Here is a 20,861-nt window from a genome sequence, read left to right on the forward strand (position 1 = left end):
GCGCACCTTTCAAGTGCAGCCTTGCCAGCCTATGGTGAAGAAATCGGTAACGACGGGGGAATTCGACATGCATTTCATTCTTGTGGGGCTGCTAGCGCTGGGAGCGCTGCTGAACCTGTTCCTGGGCCTGAGCTTCTTCTTCGACCCCGCAACGGCTGGTGCCGATTTCGGCCTCCAGTCGCCGAACGAGCAGGGCCTGTCCTCGATGCGCGCCGATTTCACCGCCTTCTTCCTCGTTGCGGCATTCTGCGAAGGATGGGCGGCATGGAAGCGCCGGGGCGATATATTGTGGCCCGCACTGATGCTGTTCGTCATCGCCTTTACCGGGCGGCTGGTGAACCTGATCGTGGTTGGCGATTACGAGCTTTGGTACGGTCCGATGGCGGTCGAGGCGCTGCACATCATCGTGATGGTGCTGGCCATCAAGACCTTCCCAGGCGGAAAAGTCAGCCCAGCAAACCCTGCGTAGACGCAGCCCAGACGGCTAGCCCGCCAAGGCCCATCGCGGCGAGATAGCCGAGCCAGCCACGGCGTTCGCGCTTGGGCGCGCCCGGGCCGAATTCGATCGGTATCTCGGGCAGCGGCGGCGGTTCGGGTGCGCCTCCCTTGGGCGGGAAGCGGTCCTCGATCCTTCGCACGAGGTCGGGGATGCGCAGCAGCGTCTCGGTGTCCTCGCGGATACGGTCGGCAATCGCGGCTTCCGGCCCCAGCTCGTCGCGGATCCAGCTGCGCACATAAGGGGCGGACACATCCCACATGTTGATGCTGGGATTGAGCTGGGTGGCGATGCCTTCGACCATCACCATTGTCTTTTGCAGCAACAGCAGGTGCGGCTGCGTCTGCATGTCGAAATCGCGCGTGATCGCGAACAGCCCGTCGAGCATCTGGCCGACCGACAATTCACTCACCGGCTTGCCGCGCATCGGCTCGCCCACCGCCCTCAGCGCCGTCGCGAACTCGTCGACATTGTGATAGCTCGGGACGTATTGCGCCTCGAAATGGATTTCGGCGACGCGGCGGTAATTGCCCGTCGTCAGGCCGTAGAGGATTTCCGCCAGCCACATGCGCGCCTGCCGGTCGATCCGGCCCATGATGCCGAAATCGATGGCCGCGATGGTGCCGTCCGCTTTCACGAACAGGTTCCCCTGGTGCATATCGGCGTGGAAGAACCCGGCGGCGATGGCCTGCTTCAGGAAGGCGAGCACGAGGCGGCTCGCCAGTTCGTCCATGTCATGGCCTGCAGCAATCAGCGCTTCGGTGTTGCTGATCTTGATGCCGTCGATCCAGTCGATGGTCATCACCCGGCCATTGGTGCGGTCCCAGTCGATCTGCGGAATTTCGTATTTTTCTGTGCCGACCATATGCTCGGCAAGTTCCGACGCGCTGGCGGCTTCGCGGCGCAGGTCGAGCTCGCGATTGGTCCAGCGCTTGAAATTGGCGATGGTGAGGCGCGGGCGCAGGCGCGCAGCCTCTCCGCCGAAGCTTTCGAGATGGGCGGCCGCCCATTCGTAAGTGTCGATATCGCGGGCGAATTGCTCGCGCACGCCGGGGCGCAGGACCTTGACGGCAACAGTCTTGCCTTCGGTCGTGACCGCGCGGTGGACCTGCGCAATGGAGGCAGCGCCTACCGGGACCGGGTCGAATTCGGCCCAGAGGTTTTCCAGCGGCTGCTCGAAACTCGCCTCGATGCTCGCCTTGATCTGCTCGAAGGGGACCGGGGGAAGATTGTCCTGCAGGCTCAGGAGATTGTGGGCCGCCTCCTCGCCCACGAGGTCGGGCCGCGTCGCCAGCGTCTGGCCGAGCTTGATAGCAGCAGGTCCGATTTCGCGGAACGCACCGGCATAGTCCGGCTCTTTCGGCTGCACCGTGCCGAAGCGGGCGATACGGGCAAGGCGCTTGACCGGCGGCGGCGTGTTGGGGTCGCGCTCGATCCCGCGCAGCGCGCCGTGCCTCGCCAGCGTGCGGCCCCATTTCAGGAGCCGGAAGATATGCGTTGCGGGGCGTGCCACCGGTTAGACTTTCCACCCCGAATGGATGTTGACCGCGCCGCCGAGGATTTTCTCGACCCGCGTGTTTTCGAAGCCCGCGTCGCGGATCATCGTTTCGAATTCGGGCGGCTTGGGGAAGCGGCGGATCGATTCGGCGAGGTAGCGATAGCTTTGCTCGTCATTCGCGATGGCCTTGCCGATCTTGGGCATGAGCTGGTGCGAATAGAGATCGTAGACCTCCTTGAAGCCGGGCCAGTCCGTCTGGCTGAACTCCATGCAGTAGAACCGCCCGCCGAATTTGAGCACGCGGTGCGCCTCGCGCAGGGCCTTGTCGATGAAGGTCACGTTCCGGATGCCGAAGACGATGGTGTAAGCATCGAAAGTGCGGCTGGAGAAAGTCAGTTCCTCGGCGTTCTGGCGGGACCATACCAGCCCGTCGATCCCGCGCTCCATTGCGCGTTCGATACCGACGTCGAGCATGTCCTGGTTGATGTCGGACACGGTAACGCTCGCGCCCTTTTCGGCCATGCGGAAGGCGATGTCGCCCGTGCCGCCGGCCATGTCGAGGATCTGCTCGCCCGGCTGCGGCTTCACGCGGCGGACGAAGCGGTCCTTCCACAGCCGATGCATCCCGCCGCTCATCGCGTCGTTCATGATGTCGTATTTGGCCGCGACATTGGAAAAGACCTCGCCCACGCGGCCGGTCTTTTCACTCGCATCGATGTCTTCGTAGCCGAAGGAAACGGTGTCACTCATGGGGAGAGGCCTTAGGGGGAATTGAGCGGGGCGCAAAGGGTGTTAGAGGGGATTTCATGCCAGAGCTTCCCGAAGTCGAAACAACGGTGCGCGGCCTTGCGCGGTTCCTTCAAGGCGAGACGATCACGCGGGTCACGGTCAACCGCCCCGATATGCGCCGCCCCTTCCCGCCCGATCTGGTGCAGGCGTTGACGGGCGCGAGTGTGACGCATCTCTCGCGCCGGGCGAAATACGGCCTCATCCACACCAGTCGCGACCACGCGATGGTGTTCCACCTCGGCATGAGCGGGCGCTGGCGGATCGACCCGGCTGAGGATGAAAAGCACGACCATCTGGTGATCGAAACCGCGGGCCACCGCTTCGCGCTCAACGACCCGCGCCGCTTCGGCTCGGTCGATTTGATGACGAGCGGCGAGCTGGTGACATGGAAACCCTTCGCCGCGCTGGGGCCCGAGCCGCTGGGTGACGACCTCACCCCCGAGCACCTGCGCGAGGCGACGCGCGGGCGCAAGCAGGCGATCAAGCTGCTGTTGCTCGACCAGAGCATCGTTGCAGGCTTAGGCAATATCTACGTGTGCGAGGCGCTGTGGCATGCGGGCATTCATCCGCGAAAGGCAGGCGGCAAGGTGACCATGCCGCAGCTTCGCCGGCTCGTCCCCGCGATCAAGGACGTGCTGGAGCGATCCATTCGCGACGGCGGCAGCACCCTACGCGATTTCGCCCAGCCCGACGGAAACCTGGGCTATTTCGCCACCCGCTTCCACGTCTACGGCCGCGAGGGCGAGCCCTGCCACCACGAGGACGGCGGCACGATCCGCCGCATCGTGCAGGGCGGGCGCAGCACGTGGTTCTGCCCGGTTTGTCAGAGGTAGAACTAATCCGGTTTACGCTCATTCTTTGCGAGCGTATGCGGTCAAACTCAGAGCGCGCGAGCGACGGTCTCCCGGAAAGTCGAGGCGCTCGATCTCCTCCTTTATCGTCCAAGGCTCATTGAAGTCGGAGATCACTTCCGATCCGACAATTCGCATGTCCTCAGCCCGATCTTCGGCGATCTCACCATCGAAAACAAAGCGAAGTCGAATTTCGAATTCTTCCCAGTCGCACGTAACCGACCGCAAGTTAGGTGGAACCACGCCGAGAAGCGCTCGCTGCACCGACAAAAGCAAGCGCCGACGGATTTCGGACCCGCTCAACGCACGATGCCAGTTAGGGCTGCTGGATGTGTCACCTTCTGTGCACCTCACAAATCCAGCGAAGCGTATTCCCGGGGCGGGGGCAGCCCGTCCATCTTCTCAGCTAGCAGCGGGCGGAAGCTGGGGCGGCTTTTCATGACCATGTACCAGCCCTGCGCCTGCTCGTGCCCACGCCAGTCGACCGCGCCGAGGTAATCCACCACCGAGAGATGCGCCGCGCAGGTGAGGTCGGCAAGGCTCAGCTGCGGCCCCGCGAGCCATTGCCGCGTGTCGACCAACCAGTCGATATAGTCCAAGTGGCCGTGCAGCATCCGGCCCATGCTCCGCAGCACCTGCCCGTCGGGCGGCTGCTTGGTGATCAGCCGCTTCTTCATCTTCTCGTGCAGCGCAGGCTCGGTCACGTCGGCGTAGAAATTCTCGTCGAACAGCGTGGTCAACCGGCGGATTTCCGCGCGCTGCATCGCGTTGCCCGAAATCATCGGGTTACGCTCCACCGTCTCTTCCATGAATTCGCAGATCGCCTGGCTGTCGCACAGCGTCACGCGGCGCGCAGGGTCGTGCAGCACCGGCGTCTTGCCCGCAGGGTTGAGTTGCCAGAAGGCGTCACGCCCGTCCCACGGGTTCTCGCGCACCAGCTCGTAGGCCACCGACTTCTCGCCGAGGAGAAGGCGCAGTTTCCGGCTGAAGGGACACAAGGGGAATTGGTGGAGCTGCCACATGCTGGCCCACCCCATGCCTCACCCGCGCGGCAAAATCCACATCATCGCGCTCTATTGGCGCAAGAAAATCGCTGCCGGGGTCAATCCGCCTGCGGCGCGGTTTCCTTCATGCGCTGCGCCATCTCGCGGCCCATCTGCCTTAGCGCGGGCATCATGGTGTCGAAGGCTTCGGCCATCGAGCCCATCGTGTCGAGCGCGCGCGGCAGGGTCTTCTCGATTTCTTCGGGCACGCGGCTGGAACCCGGCGCGAGCGACCGCAGGGTGGCGTCGGGATCGACTTGCGGCGCGTCCTCACCCGCGATCGCGCTCATCGAGTCCACCATCGGGGCGAGCGGCATGTCGAGCAGCACTTCGGTCATCGTGCGCAGCATGAGCGCCATCTGGCGCTGCTGCTCGGGGTCCTTCATCTTCTCGGCCATGCCGGAGAGCGGCGCGTCCGGTTCGGCCAGCGCAAGGGGCGCATCGCTCTCGGCGTCCTGCGCGAGCAGGGGAGCGGGCGCGAGCACGGCGGCGCCGGCAAAAGCGGTGAAAAGGAATTTACGCATTGGTCTACCCCGAATGGTTTCGGCTATCGGTACGCAATACCGAGGCGCCACTGAAACAGGGCTGAACGAGGATCAGACGCCCGATGCGTCAAGCAGCAGCAGGCACGCGGGCATGACGTCGCCAATCGCGTCCTCGTCCCATAACCGCTGCGCTTCGGCCGAAACCAGCGCTTGGATGCCATCGCGGTCGAGGCCCAGCTCGTCCATCAGGCGCGCGCCCGCTCGCACGAAGAATTCCTTTCCGCGCTCGTTGAGCGGAGGGTACTGCAAAGCAACCTCATCGCCATTCGCCTGGCCATGCGCGACGATACCAAACGCCGCCGAACACCGTAATGTTGCCGCTTGCTGCGCATTGAGTTCGGGCCTTTCAGTCTCGAAACCCATTACCGGCGGCACGACACGCGTATCTTGGCCGCTGGCAGAAGCGGCCATGGTGATCACCGGAAACGCAAGAAGGTATTTGAGCATGCATTCGTCCCTAGCCGAGCCTGCCTGAACCGCAAGCAACTTGCCCCTGCACACTCGCTTCCCTACGCCAAGCGCGAAGAGGAGATTCGTTTTAAATGAAGACCAGAGCCGCCGTCGCCTTCGAAGCCAAGAAACCGCTGGAGGTCGTCGAACTCGATCTCGAAGGTCCGAAAGAGGGCGAGGTGCTGGTCGAAATCAAGGCGACAGGCATCTGCCACACCGACGCCTATACGCTCGACGGGCTGGACAGCGAGGGGCTGTTCCCCAGCGTTCTGGGCCATGAAGGCGCAGGGATCGTGCGCGAGGTCGGCAAGGGCGTGACTTCGGTCAAGCCGGGCGACCATGTCATCCCGCTCTACACCCCCGAATGCCGCCAGTGCAAAATGTGCCTCTCGGGCAAGACGAACCTGTGCAGCGCGATCCGCGAAACGCAAGGCAAGGGCCTGATGCCTGATGGGACCACCCGGTTCAGTTACCAGGGCAAGCCGATCTACCATTACATGGGCTGCTCGACGTTCTCCAACTTCACCGTTCTTCCCGAAATCGCGGTCGCCAAGATCCGGGAGGACGCGCCGTTCCACACCAGCTGCTATATCGGCTGCGGCGTGACGACGGGCGTCGGCGCGGTGGTGAACACGGCGCAGGTCAAGCCGGGCGACAATGTGGTGGTCTTCGGCCTTGGCGGGATCGGCCTCAACGTGATTCAGGGCGCGCGCATGGCGGGCGCGGACCGGATCGTGGGCGTCGACATCAATCCCGACAAGAAGAGCTATGCGACACATTTCGGCATGACCGACTTCATCAACCCCAAGAACGAGAAGGATGTCGTCGCCACCATCGTCGAGATGCTCGACGGCGGGGCGGATTACAGCTTCGACTGCACCGGCAACACCGATGTGATGCGCCAGGCGCTCGAATGCTGTCACAAGGGCTGGGGCACGTCGATCATCATCGGCGTGGCGGAAGCGGGCAAGACCATCGAGACGCGTCCCTTCCAGCTGGTGACGGGCCGCAACTGGCGCGGCACGGCCTTCGGCGGAGCCAAGGGCCGCACCGACGTGCCCAAGATCGTCGACTGGTACATGGACGGCAAGATCCAGATCGACCCGATGATCACCCACGTCCTGAAGCTCGAAGAGATCAACAAGGGCTTCGACCTGATGCATGCGGGCGAGAGCATCCGCTCGGTCGTGGTGTTCGACTGATGCCGCAAAAGGTGAACCTGGCCGAGAAGTTCGGCGCATTCACCGAGCATTGGGCGCCGCGCATCGTCGCGCGCTACGAAGGGCACGAGGTCCGCATCGCCAAGCTTGACGGCGCGTTCGACTGGCACAGCCACACCCATGACGAGCTCTTCCTGTGCGTCGACGGCGAGCTCGACATCGAGTTCCGGGACCGGACCGAAACGCTCAACCAGGGCGACCTGCTGCTGATTGCGGCGGGCGAGGAACACAGGCCGGTGGCGCGCAAGGGCGAGGTGCAGGTCCTGCTGCTCGACCCGGCAGGTGCGCCAAATACCGGCGACGAGACAACCGCGACCGTGGCGGTCGAGGCATAAGGAGAGAGAATGATGTTCAGCCATGTCATGCTGGGGGCCGACGATATCGAGGCCTCGAAGAAGTTCTACGACGCCTGCTTCAAGGCGCTGGGCGGGCGCGAGGGCCAGATCGATCCCAAGGGCCGCGTGATCTACATGCACAACGGCGGGATTTTCCTGCTGACCAAGCCGATCGACGGGCAGCCCGCGAGCTGCGGCAACGGCTCGACCATCGGCTTTGCCGCCTCGAGCGAGGAAATGGCCGATGCCTGGCACAAGGCCGGCAGCGAAAACGGCGGCACCGAGATCGAAGACCCGCCGGGCCTGCGCGAAGGCGCCGGCATGAAGCTTTACCTTGCTTATCTGCGAGATCCGGCCGGCAACAAGGTCTGCGCGATGCACCGTCCGGGCTGAGCCTTGACGAAGCGCGGCGAAGCGGGATTGCGGGCGGACCTGAAAGCCCTCGCAATCCCCTTCGAGCATCACGAGCACGAGGCCGTCTTCACCGTGGAGGAAAGCCGCGGGGTGAAAGAGGCGATCCCCGGCGCGCACACGAAGAATCTGTTCCTCAAAGATGTGGGCGGCGTTTTCTGGCTGGTCACCGTGCCGGCCGAAATGGGCGTCGACCTCAAGGCCCTGCCCGAGGCTATCGGCTGCAAGCGGGTGAGCTTCGGCAAGCCCCACGACATGGAACGCCTGCTCGGCCTGACACCGGGGTCGGTCACGCCGCTGGGGGCAATCCACGCCGAGCCGGGGAATATCACCGTGGTCCTGGACCGCAGCCTCGCCGAAGCGGACCGGATCAACGTCCATCCGCTTCGTAACACCGCGACCATCGGCCTCTCCGGCGCGGACACCTTGCGGCTGATCGAGCATTGGGGTCATGCGCCCGTAATCGCAGACATACCCGCCCAAGACTGATCAGCTGGAAACCGCATGACGCTCGACTACCTTTCGCAGAACAAGGCTTTTGGAGGCGACCAGTTCGTCCTCTCGCACCAGTCGGAGGCGACGGGGACAGAGATGACCTTCTCGGTCTATGTCCCGCCGCACGAAGCGGGCGCGAAGCTGCCGGTGCTGTGGTATCTTTCGGGCCTCACCTGCACGCACGCCAATGTCACCGAGAAGGGCGAATACCGCGCGGCTTGCGCCGATCATGGCGTAATCTTCGTCGCGCCCGACACCTCCCCGCGGGGCGAAACCGTGCCCGACGCAGACGACGAATACGACTTCGGCAAGGGCGCGGGTTTTTATGTCGACGCGACGCAAGAACCGTGGGCGCAGCACTACCGCATGCGCAGCTATATCGAGGACGAACTGCCCGCGCTGATCGAAACGAATTTCCCCGCCGACATGGCACGGCAAGGCATCACCGGCCATTCGATGGGCGGCCATGGCGCACTCACCATTGCCCTGCGGAATCCCGAACGCTTCCGCTCGGTCAGCGCCTTCGCCCCCATCGTCGCACCGAGCAGGGTGCCTTGGGGCGAGAAAGCGCTGTCACATTATCTGGGAGAGGACCGCGAAGCCTGGGGCCAATACGATGCAGTCGCGCTAATCGAAGGCGGCGCGCGGGTGGACCACCTGCTGGTCGACCAGGGCACGGCGGACAATTTTCTCGAAGAACAGCTGAAGACCGGCCTCCTGTCGGTCGCCTGCGCCAAGGCCGGCATCCCTGCAGAAATCCGGATGCAGGAGGGTTACGACCACTCCTATTACTTCATCTCGACCTTCATGGCCGAGCATGTGGCGTGGCATGGGGCGCGGTTGGGCTAAAGCGCCAGCCATTCCTCCGCGACGTCGGCCTGGCCCGGTTCGAAGCTCCGAATTTCAATTCCGGGAAGCAGGGCCCCCTCGATCTCGGCGACCTTGCGGATCCAGCTTGCCTCGCTGACGACGGCGCATTTTTCAAACTTGCCGAGCAGGCCGAAAAGCCTGGGCAGGCGCCTCAGCTCGACGGCAAGCGCGCCCAGCGTCGGCATATGGAAATCGCCGATCCGGTAGAGCATGCGTCCGTTGCTGATGCCCTCGGACTTGGCAATCAGCTCATCGAGCGCCGTGCGCATGATGTCGGCATCGAGTTCTCCGTCGAGTTCGATGTCGAGCCGCCCGGGCTTCGGCTGGGTTATGGCGAGCATGGGTCCGGCCTCCTCTAGCGCTACTTATAGCACGAAAGGCCCGACTTCGCCTCACCCGTGCGCCGCGATGAATTCCTCCACCACCGGGGCAATCTTGCCGCGCCATTTGCTGCCATTGAAGATGCCGTAATGCCCGGCGCCCTCGGCCATGTAGTAGCGCTTTTTCGACGCATCGAGGTTCGGCGTCAGCTCCAGCGCGGCGCGCGTCTGGCCCAGCCCTGAGATGTCGTCGCGCTCGCCTTCGATGGCGAGGAGGGCCGTTTCCGTGATGTCGCCGAGGTCGATGCGCTTGCCGCGATGCATGAAGGTGCCGTTGGGGATGGAGTGGTCCTGGAACACCTCCTGCACGGTCTGCAGGTAGAATTCTGCGGTCATGTCGCAGACGCTGCGGTACTCGTCGTAGAAATCCTTGGTCGCCTGCGCCGATGCCTCGTCGCCAGCGGTGAGGTGTTTGAACATCTCGTAATGGCTCTGCATGTGATTGCCGAGGTTCATGCTCATGAAGCCGGCGAGCTGCATGAAGCCGGGATAGACCCGCCGCCCGGCGCCGCGATACTGCATCGGCACGGTGGCGATGACGTTGTGGCGGAACCACTCGATCGGGCGGTCCATGGCGAGATCGTTGACGCTGGTGGGCGAGCAGCGCGTGTCGATCGGGCCGCCCATCATGGTCAGCGTCTTCGGTGCGCATTCGTGGTTGTCGCGGTTCATGATCGCGGTCGCGGCGAAGACCGGCACGCTGGGCTGGCAGACCGCCATGACATGCCCCCCGGGCCCGATATGCTCTAGGAACCCGATCACGTAGTCCATGTAGTCGTCGAGGTCGAAATGCCCCTCGTGCAGCGGCACGTTGCGAGCGTCGGCCCAGTCGGTGACGTAGACGGTGTAATTCTCGAGCATCCGCTCGACCGTGCCGCGCAGGAGCGTGGCGTAGTGGCCGCTCATCGGCGCCACGATCAGGAGGCGCGGCGCGTCTTCGGGCAGACCCTCGCGGCGGAAGCGCTTGAGGTCGCCGAAGGGCCTGTTGACCACGGTCGCCTCGACCACGGGATGGTGTATGCCGCCTGCCTCGACCGTCTCGATGCCCCAGGCGGGCTTGCCATAGGTCGCCGTGGCGTGGGCGAAAACGTCGAGCGCGCTGGCGGCCACCGGGCCCATCCCCATATAGCCGAACGGCAGCGCCGGATTGGACAGCATTTCGGCCCCGATCGAGGCCCAGGTGCTGGCGCTCGACAGCCAGCTGCGTTGCAATTCGTAGGCGTGATACAGCATTCAAAGCGTCCCCTGCGACCCGCCTGTTGTGTTTCTGGCTACGGGCTTTGCTCAAGTGGAAAAGAGAGCGAGTGTGCCGTGCCAAACCTCATTGTGCAATGCACAAACGGGGTAAAAGTGCCGCTAAGGTCCCTCGCCTGTGGATTTTGCCCGGTGGATTTTGGGCTCGCGCCGCACTAGGTGAGCGGTAATGGACGAGACGGGCAGTATTCCCAAACCGAAGCGGGGCATCTTCCGCCGCAAGGGCGAGCGCGAGAAGCGCAGCCTCAAGCCGCTGCGCATGGTCTTCGACGAATTGCGCAAATATCCCGGCCATGTCGGGCTCGCGGTCGTCGCGCTGGTCATTACCGCGATGTCCACGCTCTCGATCCCCTATTTCCTGCGCTACGCCGTCGATGAAGGCATGGGCGGCGACGGATCGCAGCTCGCCTTCTGGTTCCGGATCCTGCTGATGATCGTGACCGTGCTCGCGTTTGGCACGGCGATGCGGTTCTATTTCGTCAGCTGGCTGGGCGAGCGCGTGGTGGCCGATGTGCGCAAGCGCGTGCAGGCGAATCTGCTGCGGCTCGCCCCCGGTTTCTTCGAGATCAACAGCCCCAAGGAAATCTCCAGCCGGATGACCTCGGACACGGCGATCATCGAGACCACCGTGGGCACCACCGTCTCGGTCGCCCTGCGGAACCTCCTCGTCGCCATCGGCGGGACCGCCTACCTGTTCTACCTCATCCCCGGCCTGACCGTGGGCATGCTGCTGATCATCCCGGCGATCGTCATTCCGATCACGCTTTTCGGAAGGCGCCTGCGCACCGTCAGCCGCACCAGCCAGGACCGCGTGGCCGACATCGGGGCGAGCGTGACCGAAGTGCTGTCGGCGATGAAGATCGTGCAGGGCTTCAACCAGGAGGGCCGCGAAGAGGCCCGCTTCGGCGACACGGTCGAGCGAACTTTCAGCGTCGCCAAGCGCCGCATCGCGCTGCGCGCCGCGCTCACCGCCTGCATCATCCTGTTCGTCTTCGGCGGGATCACCGTTCTCGTATGGCGCGGCGCGGAAGCCGCCAGCGAGGGCAGCATCACCTATGGCACAATCATCTCCTTCGTGTTTACCGCCGCGCTTGTGGCCGGCGCGTTCGGCGCGCTGACCGAGGTTTATGGCGACCTGCTGCGCGCCGCCGGTGCGGCCAGCCGCCTGTCGGAATTGCTGGATGAGCAACCCGAAATCGCGTCTCCGGCCAAGCCGCAAGCCCTGCCCGGCCCGCCGCGCGGCAGCCTCTCCTTCCGCAACGTGACCTTCCGCTATCCGACGCGGCTGGAAGTGCCGGCGCTCACAGATTTTACGCTCGAGGTGGAACCGGGCGAGACGGTGGCCATCGTCGGCCCCTCGGGCGCAGGCAAATCCACCATCTTCCAGCTGGCCGAGCGGTTCTACGACCCGCAGGCGGGCACGATCCGCCTCGACGGTATTCCGCTGACCAAGGCGGATCCTGCCGAGGTGCGCAAGCGGATAGCCTTCGTTCCGCAGGAAGGCGTGCTCTTCTCCGCCAGCGCGCGCGACAATCTGCGCTACGGCAATTGGGATGCGAGCGAAGAGGATATCTGGGCCGCCGCCCGCGCCGCCAACGCCGCCGAGTTCCTCGAGAACCTGCCGCAGGGTCTCGACACCTATCTTGGCGAGAACGGCACCCAGCTATCGGGCGGCCAGCGTCAGCGCGTGGCAATTGCCCGCGCGCTTTTGCGCGACGCCCCGATCCTCCTGCTCGACGAGGCAACCAGCGCGCTCGACGCCGAAAGCGAACGGCTGGTGCAGGGCGCCCTCGACCGGCTGATGGAGAACCGTACCACGCTGGTCATCGCCCACCGCCTCGCCACCGTGCGCGCGGCGGACCGGATCGTGGTGATGGAGGATGGCCAGCTGCTCGAACAGGGTACGCACGACCAGTTGGCGGGTAACGGCGGCCTCTATGCGCGCCTTGCCCAGCTGCAATTCGGCCACGCGCCTGCCTGATTCCCTCGATAAAGCCCGGTTGCGGTCCGACGAACGGAGTCTGTCGCTCCTTCATCCTGCTATCCAAACTCCATGCGGTCGTATGGGCACGGGGGAGTGCCGGCGGCCAGCAAAGACCGGGAGTATCCATATGAACACCAAGATTTTCGCACTCGGTGCCTCGGCGTTGGCCCTCGCGCTGAGCGCGCCCGCCTTCGCGGACGACGCCGCCACTGAAGAAGTGCCCACGCCCACCATGAGCTTCGGCGAATGGGGTTTCGATCCCACCACACTTTCGACCGACGTCGATCCGGGCGACGACTTTTTCGCCTACGCGAACCAGAAATGGCTGGATGCCAATCCGCTGCCGGCCGAATTCAGCCGCTTCGGCGCCTTCAACCTGCTGCGCGAAAAGTCGACCGCGGACGTGAAGGCGTTGGTCGACCGGCTCACCTCCAAGGATCCGGCCACGCTGAGCGCGGACGAGAAGCGCATCGTCGAGGCCTATAACACCTATCTCGACACCGCCGCGATCGAATCCGCCGGGCTCGCGCCCGCTCAGCCCCACCTCGACGCGATCAAGGGCGCCGATACGCTCGCCGCGCTGGCGGAAGTCTGGGGCACGCCGGGCTATTCCTCACCGCTCTATGCCTATGTCGAAGTCGATGCGAAGGAGCCGACCCGCTATTCGGTGCACGCCGGATCGGGCGGCCTCGGTCTGCCCGATCGCGACTACTACCTCGACCAAAGCGAAAAGGGTAAGGACATCCAGGCGAAGTATCGCGACTACCTCGCCTTCCTGCTCGGCGAAGCGGGCTATGCCGATGCCTCCGGCATGGCGGAGAAGGTCTACGACTTCGAGGATTCGCTGGCCCGCAAGGTCGCCTGGGACCGTGCCACGCGCCGCAACGACGATCTCACCTACAACGCGCTGACGCCCGAAGAGCTGAACGCGAAGGCCGGAGGCTTCCCGCTTGCAGCCATGCTGACCGCCAGCGGCTTCGAGGATATCGACCGCTTCATCGTCACCGACCTGCCGCCCAGCCCCGAGCGCGCCGAGGAACTCGGCCTCGATGCCGAAACGCTGGCCAAGATCGGCGGCGGCATGCCCGCCGCAATGCAACTGATCCTGGACACGCCGATGGACGTGTTGCAGGCGTGGACCGCCAAGGGCTTCCTGTCCTCCAACGCCGCGGTCCTTCCCAAGCGTTTCGATGACGCCCAGTTCGCCTTCTACGGCACCACGCTCAACGGGACGCCCGAACAGCGCCCGCGCTGGAAACGGGCGATCGGCGAGACCGAGGGCCTGCTCGGCGAACTTCTCGGCAAATCCTATGTCGCCGAATACTTCCCACCCGAGAACAAGGCCGCGATGGACGAACTGGTCGCGAATTTGCGCAAGGCCATGGCGCAGTCGATCGACGGGCTCGACTGGATGGGTGAAGCGACCAAGGAACAGGCCGTCGCCAAGCTCGACGCCTTCGACCCCAAGATCGGCTATCGCGAAAATCTCGAAACCTACGAGGGTCTCGCGATTGCCTCCGGCGCCCCCATCGCCAACCGCATGGCGGCGGCCGAATGGGGCTGGCAGGACATGCTGTCCAAGCTGGGCGGACCGATCGACCGGACCGAGTGGTACATGCTGCCGCAGACAGTCAACGCCTATTACAACCCGACCAAGAACGAGATCGTCTTCCCCGCAGCGATCCTGCAGCAGCCCTTCTTCGGCATCAGCGCCGACCCGGCCGTGAACTATGGCGGTATCGGCGGTGTCATAGGCCATGAAATGGGCCATGGGTTCGACGATCAGGGTTCGAAGTCGGACGGTACGGGCGCGCTGCGCAACTGGTGGACCGACGCCGACCGAAAGGCGTTCGACAAGCTGGGCGATGCGCTGGTCGAGCAGTACAACAGCTACTGCCCACTCGATGATGGCGAAACCTGCGTCAACGGCCGCCTTACGCTGGGCGAGAACATCGGCGACCTCGGCGGCCTCAGCCTTGCCTATCGCGCCTACAAGCTCTCGCTGAACGGTAAGGAAGACAAGGTTATCGACGGCCTGACCGGCGACCAGCGCTTCTTTCTTGCCTGGGCGCAGGTGTGGCGTTCGCAGCAGCGCGAAGCGGCCGCCCGCCAGCGCCTGACCACCGATCCGCACAGCCCGGAAGAATTCCGCGTGAATGGCATCGTGCGGAACATGGACGCCTGGTACGACGCGTTCGGCGTCACCTCCGACGACGACCTCTACCTGCCGCCGGAAGAGCGGATTACCATCTGGTAAAACAATCTCCACGAGAGAGGAGAGAACCCCGTCGGCCTCACGGTCGGCGGGGTTTTTGTTTGACTTGAAAGCGGCCTGTGCCATCGCTCGCCGCCATGACCTTCCTCCAAGAACTCCTCGTGGCGATCGTCCAGGGCATCACCGAATTCCTGCCGATATCCTCCTCGGGCCACCTCATCCTTATTCCGAAGCTGACCGACTTCCCCGACCAGGGGCCGCTGATCGACGTGGCGGTGCATGTCGGCTCGCTGCTCGCGATCATCCTGTATTTCAGGAAGGACGTGATCGGGCTTGCCCGCGGCGGTTTCGCCAGCGTGGGGCTGGGCAAAGACGACGAGCAGCGCCGCCTGTTCTGGTTCATCGCCATCGGCACGATTCCCGCCGTGCTCGCCGGCCTGTTCATCAAGCTGGGCGGCTATCTGGAAGGGTTCCGTTCCACCGACCTCGTCGCGATCAACCTGATCGTGTTCGGCATCCTTCTGGGCCTCGCCGACAGGTTCGGCAAGCAGACCAAGGCCTATGAGGACATGAGCCTGAAGGACGCGATCCTCGTCGGCATCGCGCAGGCCATGGCGCTGATTCCGGGCACCAGCCGCTCGGGCGCGACGATGACGGCGGCCCGTGCGCTCGGCTATGGGCGGGTCGAATCGGCGCGCTTTTCCTTCCTGCTGGCGATCCCGGCGGTGTTCGGGGCGGGCCTTCTCGCCGCCTTCGACCTGTCGGAAGCAACTGCGCAAATGCAGCAGGATGCCTTTGTATCGGGCGTGCTGACCTTCTTCACCGCGCTCGCCACGATGATGTTCCTGATGAACTTCCTCAAGAAGGCCTCGATGCTAGTTTTCGTGATCTATCGGGTCATCTTGGGAGCGGCACTGCTCATCCTGCTTTAAGGCGCATTTTCGCCGTGACGCCGCCTTATTCGCGTCACATTCGCGGAACCAAAAACCCCCGCCGCGGTTTGTTTGGGCAAGTACCAATCGCGAGGAACCCGAAATGGGCCTGATTATCCTGATCGTTACCGGTGCCCTCTTGGGCTGGCTGGCGACGATCGCCCTTCAGATCGAGGACGGCCGCAGCATTCGGCGTAATGTCGTGGTCGGTGTCATCGGTTCGCTTGGCGTGGGGCTGGCCACTTCGGGTGGCGTCTTCCTTGGCGCGATCCGCGGGACCACGCTCCTTTATGCGATGCTCGGCGCTATCGTGCTGATTGGTCTCTACAATGTGACTCAGCGTAAGGCCTTGCCTTAATTCCGCCACGCATTATCCATTCAAATCAGGGAACGGGTCTAGGAGCCCGACTTCCCGCAACCAAGGGGAAATACACATGAAGTTCACCAAAGCTACGCTCGTCGCATCAGCAGCAGCCATGAGCCTGGGTCTCGCCGCGTGCGACAGCGCTGCCGAAAACGAAGCGGAAGACAACATCGAGCAGATGGAAGATGACCGTGATGCCATGGTCAACGACATGGAAGCTTCGGGCGAAATCACCGACGAACAGGCAGACGCCATGGACGACGAGACTGATGCCATGGAAGAAAACATGGAAGACCAGGTCGACGAGACCATGTAAGGTCAACCGTTCTGACGAAATACTGACGGGCGCCGGAGCAATCCGGCGCCCGTTTCGATAGTTTATACCGGTTTGGCGCCGGATCCCCGCCCGCCGCGCAGCGTGTATTCCAGCGTGCCGCGATTAACTACATAGTCGACATCGATGACGGCGGTGTTGGCATAGGTAAATCCGGGGCCGAGGCTGCGGTAGAGCTTGTCGAAATCGCGCTCCACGGTCTGGCGGAAGAGATCCTCGAAGCTGGGAATGACGAAATAGGTCGGCTGCAGGTCGCTGATCACGTAATCGGTGCGCATGACTCGGTCGACATTGAGCATGATGCGGTTGGGGCTTTCCGCCTCCACCGAATAGACCACTTCCGTCGGCCCGGAGAGGATGCCCGCCCCATAGGCGCGGATATCGCCGGGCTTTTCCTCGATCAGGCCGAATTCGACCGTGTACCAGTAGAGCGAGCCCAGCGCCTTCAAGCGGTTGTAGCGCATCGCCTTCCAGCCGGCCTTGCCGTATTCCTGCATGTAATCGGCATAGACCGGGTCGGTCAGCATCGGCACGTGGCCGAAGACATCGTGGAAAACGTCAGGTTCCTGAATGTAGTCGAAGGTCTCGCGCGTGCGGATGAAATTGCCCGCCGGGAAACGGCGGTTGGCGAGGTGCCAGAAGAACACGTGATCGGGGATCAGCATGGGCACGGGCACCACGCTCCAGCCAGTGAGCTTGTCGAGCTCTTCCGAAAGCTTGCCGAATTCGGGCACGCCGCCGCGCCCCAAGTCGAGCTTTTCGGTGCCTTCCATGAAAGCGGTCGCCGCACGCCCTGGCAGCATTTCCATCTGGCGTTTGAACAGGTCGTTCCAGATCGCGTCGTCTTCGCTGTCGTAGACGGCCTGCTTGGGCTCCAGCCAGTCGTCGCCGACATGATCGGGCTTTTTCAGCGGGGCAGTGAAGACATCCGCCGGCATTTCGGGCAAGCGGGTAAAGTCGTGGGCGGGTTCTGCAAGAGTAGCCATGACCGGCTATTTAGGCGATTTGTCCGGCGCTTACAAATGGGGAGATGCACGCGATGAAACGCAAGCAATACGAAGCCGCTCTCGAACCCATGCGCGAGGAGCTGGTCGCGATGGCGCGCTGGGCGCGGGTGACGGGCCAGCGGATCGTGGTAATCTTCGAAGGGCGCGATACGGCGGGCAAGGGCGGCGCGATCCGCGCGGTCTCCGAAAAGCTCAATCCGCGCCAATGCCATGTCGTCGCGCTGGGCAAACCGACCGAGGACGAACAGGGCCAGTGGTATTTTCAGCGCTACGTCCCGCATTTGCCCACGACAGGCGAGATCGCCCTGTTCGACCGCAGCTGGTATAACCGCGCGGGCGTCGAGAAAGTGATGGGGTTCGCCAGCGACGAACAAGTCGAGCAGTTTCTCGACCAGGTCCCGACGTTCGAGAAGATGCTCGTCGATGACGGTATACTCCTGTTCAAATACTGGCTCGGCGCCGACCAGGACAAGCAGGAGGAACGGCTGCGCGAGCGGCTGGAGGATCCTCTGAAGCGCTGGAAGCTCTCCCCCATCGATCTCTCCGCGCGCGACAAATACGATGCCTACACCAAGGCGCGTGAGGAAATGCTGGAGCGTACGCACACCGGATGGGCACCGTGGACGCTGGTCGATTTCAACGACCAGAAGCGCGGGCGGCTAACGCTGGTGCGCGACCTGCTCGGCCGGCTGCCTGACACCCAGTGCGATCCGGCCGAACTGGACTTTCCCGATCTCGACCACAAACCGCTGGTCGAGACTTACGGCGTGCTCAAGCCAATTGCGGATTACCCGAAAGACTAGGCCGCGCGTTCGAACACGGCGGCCATGCCCTGTCCGCCGCCGATGCACATGGTCTCGAGCCCGTACCGCACTTCGCGCCGCTGCATCTCGTGCGCCATGTCGGCAAGGATGCGAATGCCGGTCGCGCCGATGGGATGGCCGAGCGATATGCCCGAGCCGTTGACGTTAACGATGTCGCGGCGGCTGTCGTCTTCGGCGAACCCCCAGCCCTTCATCACGGCCAGCGCCTGCGGTGCGAAGGCTTCGTTCAATTCAATGAGGCCGATGTCGTCCCAGCCGAGGCCGTTCTTCGCGAACAATCGCTCGACTGCGGGGACCGGGCCGATGCCCATGCGGCTGGGATCGCAGCCCGCCGCGCTCCACGAATGGAACCACAGGATGGGTTCGAGGCCCAGTTCCTCCACCTTGTCCTCGGCGACAACGAGGCAGGCCGCTGCCGCATCGTTCTGCTGGCTGGCATTTCCGGCGGTGACGATGGCGTCCGGATCGCGCTTGCCGTCAATGGGGCGTAGCTTCGAAAGGCTCTCCATGTCGGCATCCTCGCGAAAGCCCTCGTCCTTGGCGAAGACCACCGGATCCCCCCGGCGCTGGGGAATTTCGACCGGGACGAGCTGCTCGTCGAATTTGCCCTCTTCCCACGCCTTCGCTGCATTCTGGTGCGAGCGAACAGCAAATTCGTCGGAAGCCTCGCGGCTGATGGCGTAATCCTTGGCGAGGTTCTCCGCCGTTTCGATCATGCCGGTGATCACCCCGAAGCGCTCGATCGGCTGGCTCATCAGGCGGCCGCGCGTGAGGCGGTCCCACAGCACCATGTCGCCCAGCCGGGCGCCATGGCGGGCCTTGGTGGTGTAGTGCTCGACATTGGACATGCTTTCGACACCGCCCGCCAGCACGCAGTCAGCGACGCCGGTCTGGACCATCATCGCCGCCGTGGCGACCGCCTGCAGGCCCGAGCCGCAACGCCGGTCAAGCTGGAAGCCCGGCACTTCGATGGGATAGCCTGCGGCGAGCCAGCTCCAGCGCCCGATGGCCGGCGCTTCCCCGCTGCCATAGCCTTGGCTGAAGACCACATCGTCGACGCGCATCGGATCGACGCCCGAACGCTCGACCAGCGCCTTGATGATGACCGCGCCGAGCTCTCCCGCTTCGAGCGGTGCGAGGCTGCCGAGAAACTTGCCGACAGGCGTGCGGAGCGGCTTGCAGATGGAGACGCGGCGGAGTTCGGTCATTTTTCAATCCTCAATAACATCCGTTCATTCTGAGCTTGTCGGGCCGAAGGCGCCCGAAGGGCAACCATAGTCCGGGCTTTTCTCAAAGTGGCTGGCCTTCGACAGGCTCAGGCCGAACGGAGGTTGGGTCTATTTGTCGGATAAACTGGCAATATCCCTATCCACCAAATCGCCGATCGCGCCCGAAGACAAGCCGAGGCGTTCAGCAAGAACTTCCTCCGTATGCTGCCCGAGATAAGGCGCAGGCTCCGGGCCAGTGGCCTCACGCCCCGGGATATTGGCGAAGCTGCGGGTCGCCGGATATTCGAACCCCGAAGGGTTCTTGGCGCTGCGCGTGAAAAGCGGGTTGTTTCCCACCAGCGCCGGATCGTTGGCTGCCTCGTGCATGGTGCGGTAGCGCTCGAAGGTGCAGCCTTCCGCCGCCATGCGCGCTTCGAGCGCCTTCCAGTCGTGGCTCGACGCCACGTTCTGGAAGATGGCGAACAGCGCGTGGCGATGCTTGAAGCGCGGGTCGTCACCATCGGTGAAGCGCACCCCTTCCTGCGATTCCAGCCGGGCGATGGGCTGCTCCACACCGAAAGCGTCGACGAGGCCTTTCCATTGTTTCGCCGTGAGAGCGGCCACCATGAAGCGCACCCCGTCCTTGGTGCGGAAATCGCGTCCGAACGCGCCCCAGATCGCGTTGCCGAGCCGCTCACGATCCCCGCCGCGATAGAGCATTTCGGCCATCGCCCCGCTGTTGGCGACCGTGCCGATGGCGACATCGCCCAGCGGCACGCGCAGTTCGCTGCCCTCGCCCGTTTGATCGCGGTGGCGGATCGCGGCGATGAGCGCGAAAGCGCAATAGGCGCCGGTGATAAAGTCCCATGCGGGCAGGACTTGGTTGACCGGCGGGGCGGTCGCGTCGTCCCAGTCCTCCGGCCCGCACATCAGCGGATAGCCGCTGGCCGCGTTGACGGTGAAGTCCATCGCCTGGCGTCCGTCGTGCCAGCCCATGATCCGCACGCTGACAAGGTCGTGGCAGTTCGCCGCCACCGCTTCGTGCGAGAGGAAGCTCTTTTCCGGCAGGTTCGTGATGAGGTTGCCGGTCTTGGCCGACAGTGCGACCAGCAGCTCGCGCCCTTCACCACTGCGCAAATCCAGCGCGACCGATTTCTTGGCCCGGTTGAGGTTCTCCCAGCTTAAACTGCGACCCTCTTTCGTCAGCATGTAACGGTCGTAATCGAGACCGCCTTCCTTGTGATCGACGCGGATCACCTCCGCGCCCATCTGCGCGCAGTAGAGGCCAGCCGTGGGCGAGGCGACGAAGCTGGACGCTTCGATGATGCTCAGGTCATCGAGGAGCTTATACACCCC

At 63.8% G+C, this 20,861-nt stretch carries 23 protein-coding genes; 13 read left to right on the forward strand and 10 right to left on the reverse strand.

Annotated elements, in window-relative coordinates; translation table 11 throughout:
• Window positions 1–67 precede the first annotated feature (67 nt).
• Complete coding sequence (locus ED21_RS03845) at window positions 68–469, forward strand: hypothetical protein (protein WP_156787282.1); 402 nt, start codon at window positions 68–70, stop codon at window positions 467–469.
• On the opposite strand, the gene ubiB is transcribed toward ED21_RS03845, so the two are convergent.
• Both ubiB and ED21_RS03855 read right to left on the reverse strand, forming a co-directional pair.
• Window positions 447–2,009, reverse strand: a complete 1,563-nt coding sequence (gene ubiB, locus ED21_RS03850; protein WP_006832523.1) for a 2-polyprenylphenol 6-hydroxylase — start codon at window positions 2,007–2,009, stop codon at window positions 447–449. The two genes, ED21_RS03845 and ubiB, sit on opposite strands and share 23 nt — an antisense overlap.
• A 3-nt stretch (window positions 2,010–2,012) precedes the next feature.
• The gene (locus tag ED21_RS03855) at window positions 2,013–2,744 is read right to left on the reverse strand and encodes a class I SAM-dependent methyltransferase (protein WP_006832524.1); all 732 of its coding nucleotides are present in this window, start codon (window positions 2,742–2,744) and stop codon (window positions 2,013–2,015) included.
• Window positions 2,745–2,800: 56 nt separating this feature from the next.
• Between ED21_RS03855 and mutM the strand changes: the two genes are divergently transcribed.
• Window positions 2,801–3,616, forward strand: a complete 816-nt coding sequence (gene mutM / locus ED21_RS03860) for a bifunctional DNA-formamidopyrimidine glycosylase/DNA-(apurinic or apyrimidinic site) lyase (RefSeq protein ID WP_006832525.1) — start codon at window positions 2,801–2,803, stop codon at window positions 3,614–3,616.
• Window positions 3,617–3,984: 368 nt separating this feature from the next.
• Here the strand turns inward: mutM and ED21_RS03870 are convergent, their stop codons facing one another.
• The 3 genes from ED21_RS03870 to ED21_RS03880 all read right to left on the reverse strand — a co-directional run bounded on the left by ED21_RS03870 (window position 3,985) and on the right by ED21_RS03880 (window position 5,669).
• Entirely contained in the window at window positions 3,985–4,656 is a 672-nt protein-coding gene (locus tag ED21_RS03870; RefSeq protein WP_006832527.1) for a glutathione S-transferase family protein, read from the reverse strand.
• 80 nt (window positions 4,657–4,736) lie between these two features.
• Complete coding sequence (locus ED21_RS03875; protein WP_006832528.1) at window positions 4,737–5,201, reverse strand: hypothetical protein; 465 nt, start codon at window positions 5,199–5,201, stop codon at window positions 4,737–4,739.
• A gap of 72 nt (window positions 5,202–5,273) precedes the next feature.
• On the reverse strand, window positions 5,274–5,669 hold the full coding sequence (locus tag ED21_RS03880) for a hypothetical protein (protein WP_006832529.1): 396 nt from the start codon (window positions 5,667–5,669) through the stop codon (window positions 5,274–5,276).
• A 95-nt stretch (window positions 5,670–5,764) separates the two neighbouring features.
• Between ED21_RS03880 and ED21_RS03885 the strand changes: the two genes are divergently transcribed.
• The 5 genes from ED21_RS03885 to fghA are packed head-to-tail and all read left to right on the forward strand — an operon-like array spanning window position 5,765 to window position 8,982.
• Window positions 5,765–6,874, forward strand: a complete 1,110-nt coding sequence (locus ED21_RS03885) for an S-(hydroxymethyl)glutathione dehydrogenase/class III alcohol dehydrogenase (RefSeq protein WP_006832530.1) — start codon at window positions 5,765–5,767, stop codon at window positions 6,872–6,874.
• Window positions 6,874–7,227: a cupin domain-containing protein gene (locus ED21_RS03890; RefSeq protein WP_006832531.1), complete on the forward strand. Its 354-nt coding sequence runs from the start codon at window positions 6,874–6,876 to the stop codon at window positions 7,225–7,227. Before ED21_RS03885 ends, ED21_RS03890 begins: the two co-directional genes overlap by 1 nt.
• Before the next feature lie 12 nt (window positions 7,228–7,239).
• Window positions 7,240–7,620, forward strand: a complete 381-nt coding sequence (locus ED21_RS03895; protein ID WP_034921534.1) for a VOC family protein — start codon at window positions 7,240–7,242, stop codon at window positions 7,618–7,620.
• A 3-nt stretch (window positions 7,621–7,623) separates the two neighbouring features.
• A complete protein-coding gene (locus ED21_RS03900) occupies window positions 7,624–8,127 on the forward strand; it encodes a prolyl-tRNA synthetase associated domain-containing protein (protein WP_006832533.1) in 504 nt (167 codons plus the stop codon).
• A 15-nt stretch (window positions 8,128–8,142) separates the two neighbouring features.
• Window positions 8,143–8,982 (forward strand): S-formylglutathione hydrolase, encoded by an 840-nt coding sequence (fghA, locus tag ED21_RS03905; protein ID WP_006832534.1) that lies wholly within the window; start codon window positions 8,143–8,145, stop codon window positions 8,980–8,982.
• Here fghA and ED21_RS03910 read toward each other — a convergent pair.
• Entirely contained in the window at window positions 8,979–9,344 is a 366-nt protein-coding gene (locus tag ED21_RS03910) for an STAS/SEC14 domain-containing protein (RefSeq protein WP_006832535.1), read from the reverse strand. The two genes, fghA and ED21_RS03910, sit on opposite strands and share 4 nt — an antisense overlap.
• Window positions 9,345–9,395: 51 nt before the next feature.
• Window positions 9,396–10,616, reverse strand: a complete 1,221-nt coding sequence (locus tag ED21_RS03915; protein ID WP_006832536.1) for a polyhydroxyalkanoate depolymerase — start codon at window positions 10,614–10,616, stop codon at window positions 9,396–9,398.
• 190 nt (window positions 10,617–10,806) lie between these two features.
• On the opposite strand from ED21_RS03915, the gene ED21_RS03920 reads away from it, so the two are divergent.
• From ED21_RS03920 to ED21_RS03940, 5 genes are all read left to right on the forward strand, one after another.
• Window positions 10,807–12,618: an ABC transporter transmembrane domain-containing protein gene (locus ED21_RS03920; protein WP_006832537.1), complete on the forward strand. Its 1,812-nt coding sequence runs from the start codon at window positions 10,807–10,809 to the stop codon at window positions 12,616–12,618.
• A 130-nt stretch (window positions 12,619–12,748) separates the two neighbouring features.
• Window positions 12,749–14,878, forward strand: coding sequence for a M13 family metallopeptidase (locus ED21_RS03925; protein ID WP_006832538.1), 2,130 nt, complete (start codon window positions 12,749–12,751; stop codon window positions 14,876–14,878).
• Between the two features lie 95 nt (window positions 14,879–14,973).
• On the forward strand, window positions 14,974–15,768 hold the full coding sequence (locus ED21_RS03930; RefSeq protein WP_006832539.1) for an undecaprenyl-diphosphate phosphatase: 795 nt from the start codon (window positions 14,974–14,976) through the stop codon (window positions 15,766–15,768).
• 103 nt (window positions 15,769–15,871) lie between these two features.
• Complete coding sequence (locus tag ED21_RS03935) at window positions 15,872–16,126, forward strand: GlsB/YeaQ/YmgE family stress response membrane protein (RefSeq protein ID WP_006832540.1); 255 nt, start codon at window positions 15,872–15,874, stop codon at window positions 16,124–16,126.
• Between the two features lie 76 nt (window positions 16,127–16,202).
• Window positions 16,203–16,448 carry a hypothetical protein gene (locus ED21_RS03940; RefSeq protein ID WP_006832541.1) on the forward strand — a complete coding sequence of 82 codons (246 nt, stop codon included), beginning with the start codon at window positions 16,203–16,205 and terminating at the stop codon, window positions 16,446–16,448.
• A 62-nt stretch (window positions 16,449–16,510) separates the two neighbouring features.
• On the opposite strand, the gene phhA is transcribed toward ED21_RS03940, so the two are convergent.
• Window positions 16,511–17,452, reverse strand: a complete 942-nt coding sequence (gene phhA, locus ED21_RS03945; protein ID WP_006832542.1) for a phenylalanine 4-monooxygenase — start codon at window positions 17,450–17,452, stop codon at window positions 16,511–16,513.
• A 44-nt stretch (window positions 17,453–17,496) separates the two neighbouring features.
• Between phhA and ppk2 the strand changes: the two genes are divergently transcribed.
• A complete protein-coding gene (gene ppk2, locus ED21_RS03950; RefSeq protein WP_006832543.1) occupies window positions 17,497–18,276 on the forward strand; it encodes a polyphosphate kinase 2 in 780 nt (259 codons plus the stop codon).
• Here the strand turns inward: ppk2 and ED21_RS03955 are convergent.
• Both ED21_RS03955 and ED21_RS03960 read right to left on the reverse strand, forming a co-directional pair.
• The gene (locus tag ED21_RS03955; RefSeq protein ID WP_006832544.1) at window positions 18,273–19,505 is read right to left on the reverse strand and encodes an acetyl-CoA C-acetyltransferase; all 1,233 of its coding nucleotides are present in this window, start codon (window positions 19,503–19,505) and stop codon (window positions 18,273–18,275) included. The genes ppk2 and ED21_RS03955 overlap by 4 nt on opposite strands.
• Before the next feature lie 129 nt (window positions 19,506–19,634).
• On the reverse strand, window positions 19,635–20,858 hold the full coding sequence (locus ED21_RS03960) for a CoA transferase (protein ID WP_006832545.1): 1,224 nt from the start codon (window positions 20,856–20,858) through the stop codon (window positions 19,635–19,637).
• Window positions 20,859–20,861: the final 3 nt, after the last annotated feature.

This window comes from Erythrobacter sp. SD-21 (assembly GCF_000181515.1).
Lineage (GTDB): Bacteria > Pseudomonadota > Alphaproteobacteria > Sphingomonadales > Sphingomonadaceae > Qipengyuania.

What these genes read in the sequence shown, in the direction of transcription:
- ED21_RS03885 (WP_006832530.1), top strand. Translation starts at nt 5,765, where the DNA reads ATGAAGACCAGAGCCGCCGTCGCCTTCGAAGCCAAGAAACCGCTGGAG.
- ED21_RS03890 (WP_006832531.1), top strand. Translation starts at nt 6,874, where the DNA reads ATGCCGCAAAAGGTGAACCTGGCCGAGAAGTTCGGCGCATTCACCGAG.
- ED21_RS03855 (WP_006832524.1), bottom strand. Translation starts at nt 2,744, where the DNA reads ATGAGTGACACCGTTTCCTTCGGCTACGAAGACATCGATGCGAGTGAA.
- ED21_RS03910 (WP_006832535.1), bottom strand. Translation starts at nt 9,344, where the DNA reads ATGCTCGCCATAACCCAGCCGAAGCCCGGGCGGCTCGACATCGAACTC.
- ED21_RS03925 (WP_006832538.1), top strand. Translation starts at nt 12,749, where the DNA reads ATGAACACCAAGATTTTCGCACTCGGTGCCTCGGCGTTGGCCCTCGCG.
- mutM (WP_006832525.1), top strand. Translation starts at nt 2,801, where the DNA reads ATGCCAGAGCTTCCCGAAGTCGAAACAACGGTGCGCGGCCTTGCGCGG.
- fghA (WP_006832534.1), top strand. Translation starts at nt 8,143, where the DNA reads ATGACGCTCGACTACCTTTCGCAGAACAAGGCTTTTGGAGGCGACCAG.
- phhA (WP_006832542.1), bottom strand. Translation starts at nt 17,452, where the DNA reads ATGGCTACTCTTGCAGAACCCGCCCACGACTTTACCCGCTTGCCCGAA.
- ED21_RS03880 (WP_006832529.1), bottom strand. Translation starts at nt 5,669, where the DNA reads ATGCTCAAATACCTTCTTGCGTTTCCGGTGATCACCATGGCCGCTTCT.
- ED21_RS03920 (WP_006832537.1), top strand. Translation starts at nt 10,807, where the DNA reads ATGGACGAGACGGGCAGTATTCCCAAACCGAAGCGGGGCATCTTCCGC.
- ED21_RS03845 (WP_156787282.1), top strand. Translation starts at nt 68, where the DNA reads ATGCATTTCATTCTTGTGGGGCTGCTAGCGCTGGGAGCGCTGCTGAAC.
- ED21_RS03895 (WP_034921534.1), top strand. Translation starts at nt 7,240, where the DNA reads ATGTTCAGCCATGTCATGCTGGGGGCCGACGATATCGAGGCCTCGAAG.
- ED21_RS03955 (WP_006832544.1), bottom strand. Translation starts at nt 19,505, where the DNA reads ATGACCGAACTCCGCCGCGTCTCCATCTGCAAGCCGCTCCGCACGCCT.
- ED21_RS03915 (WP_006832536.1), bottom strand. Translation starts at nt 10,616, where the DNA reads ATGCTGTATCACGCCTACGAATTGCAACGCAGCTGGCTGTCGAGCGCC.
- ED21_RS03940 (WP_006832541.1), top strand. Translation starts at nt 16,203, where the DNA reads ATGAAGTTCACCAAAGCTACGCTCGTCGCATCAGCAGCAGCCATGAGC.
- ppk2 (WP_006832543.1), top strand. Translation starts at nt 17,497, where the DNA reads ATGCACGCGATGAAACGCAAGCAATACGAAGCCGCTCTCGAACCCATG.
- ED21_RS03870 (WP_006832527.1), bottom strand. Translation starts at nt 4,656, where the DNA reads ATGTGGCAGCTCCACCAATTCCCCTTGTGTCCCTTCAGCCGGAAACTG.
- ED21_RS03930 (WP_006832539.1), top strand. Translation starts at nt 14,974, where the DNA reads ATGACCTTCCTCCAAGAACTCCTCGTGGCGATCGTCCAGGGCATCACC.
- ED21_RS03875 (WP_006832528.1), bottom strand. Translation starts at nt 5,201, where the DNA reads ATGCGTAAATTCCTTTTCACCGCTTTTGCCGGCGCCGCCGTGCTCGCG.
- ED21_RS03935 (WP_006832540.1), top strand. Translation starts at nt 15,872, where the DNA reads ATGGGCCTGATTATCCTGATCGTTACCGGTGCCCTCTTGGGCTGGCTG.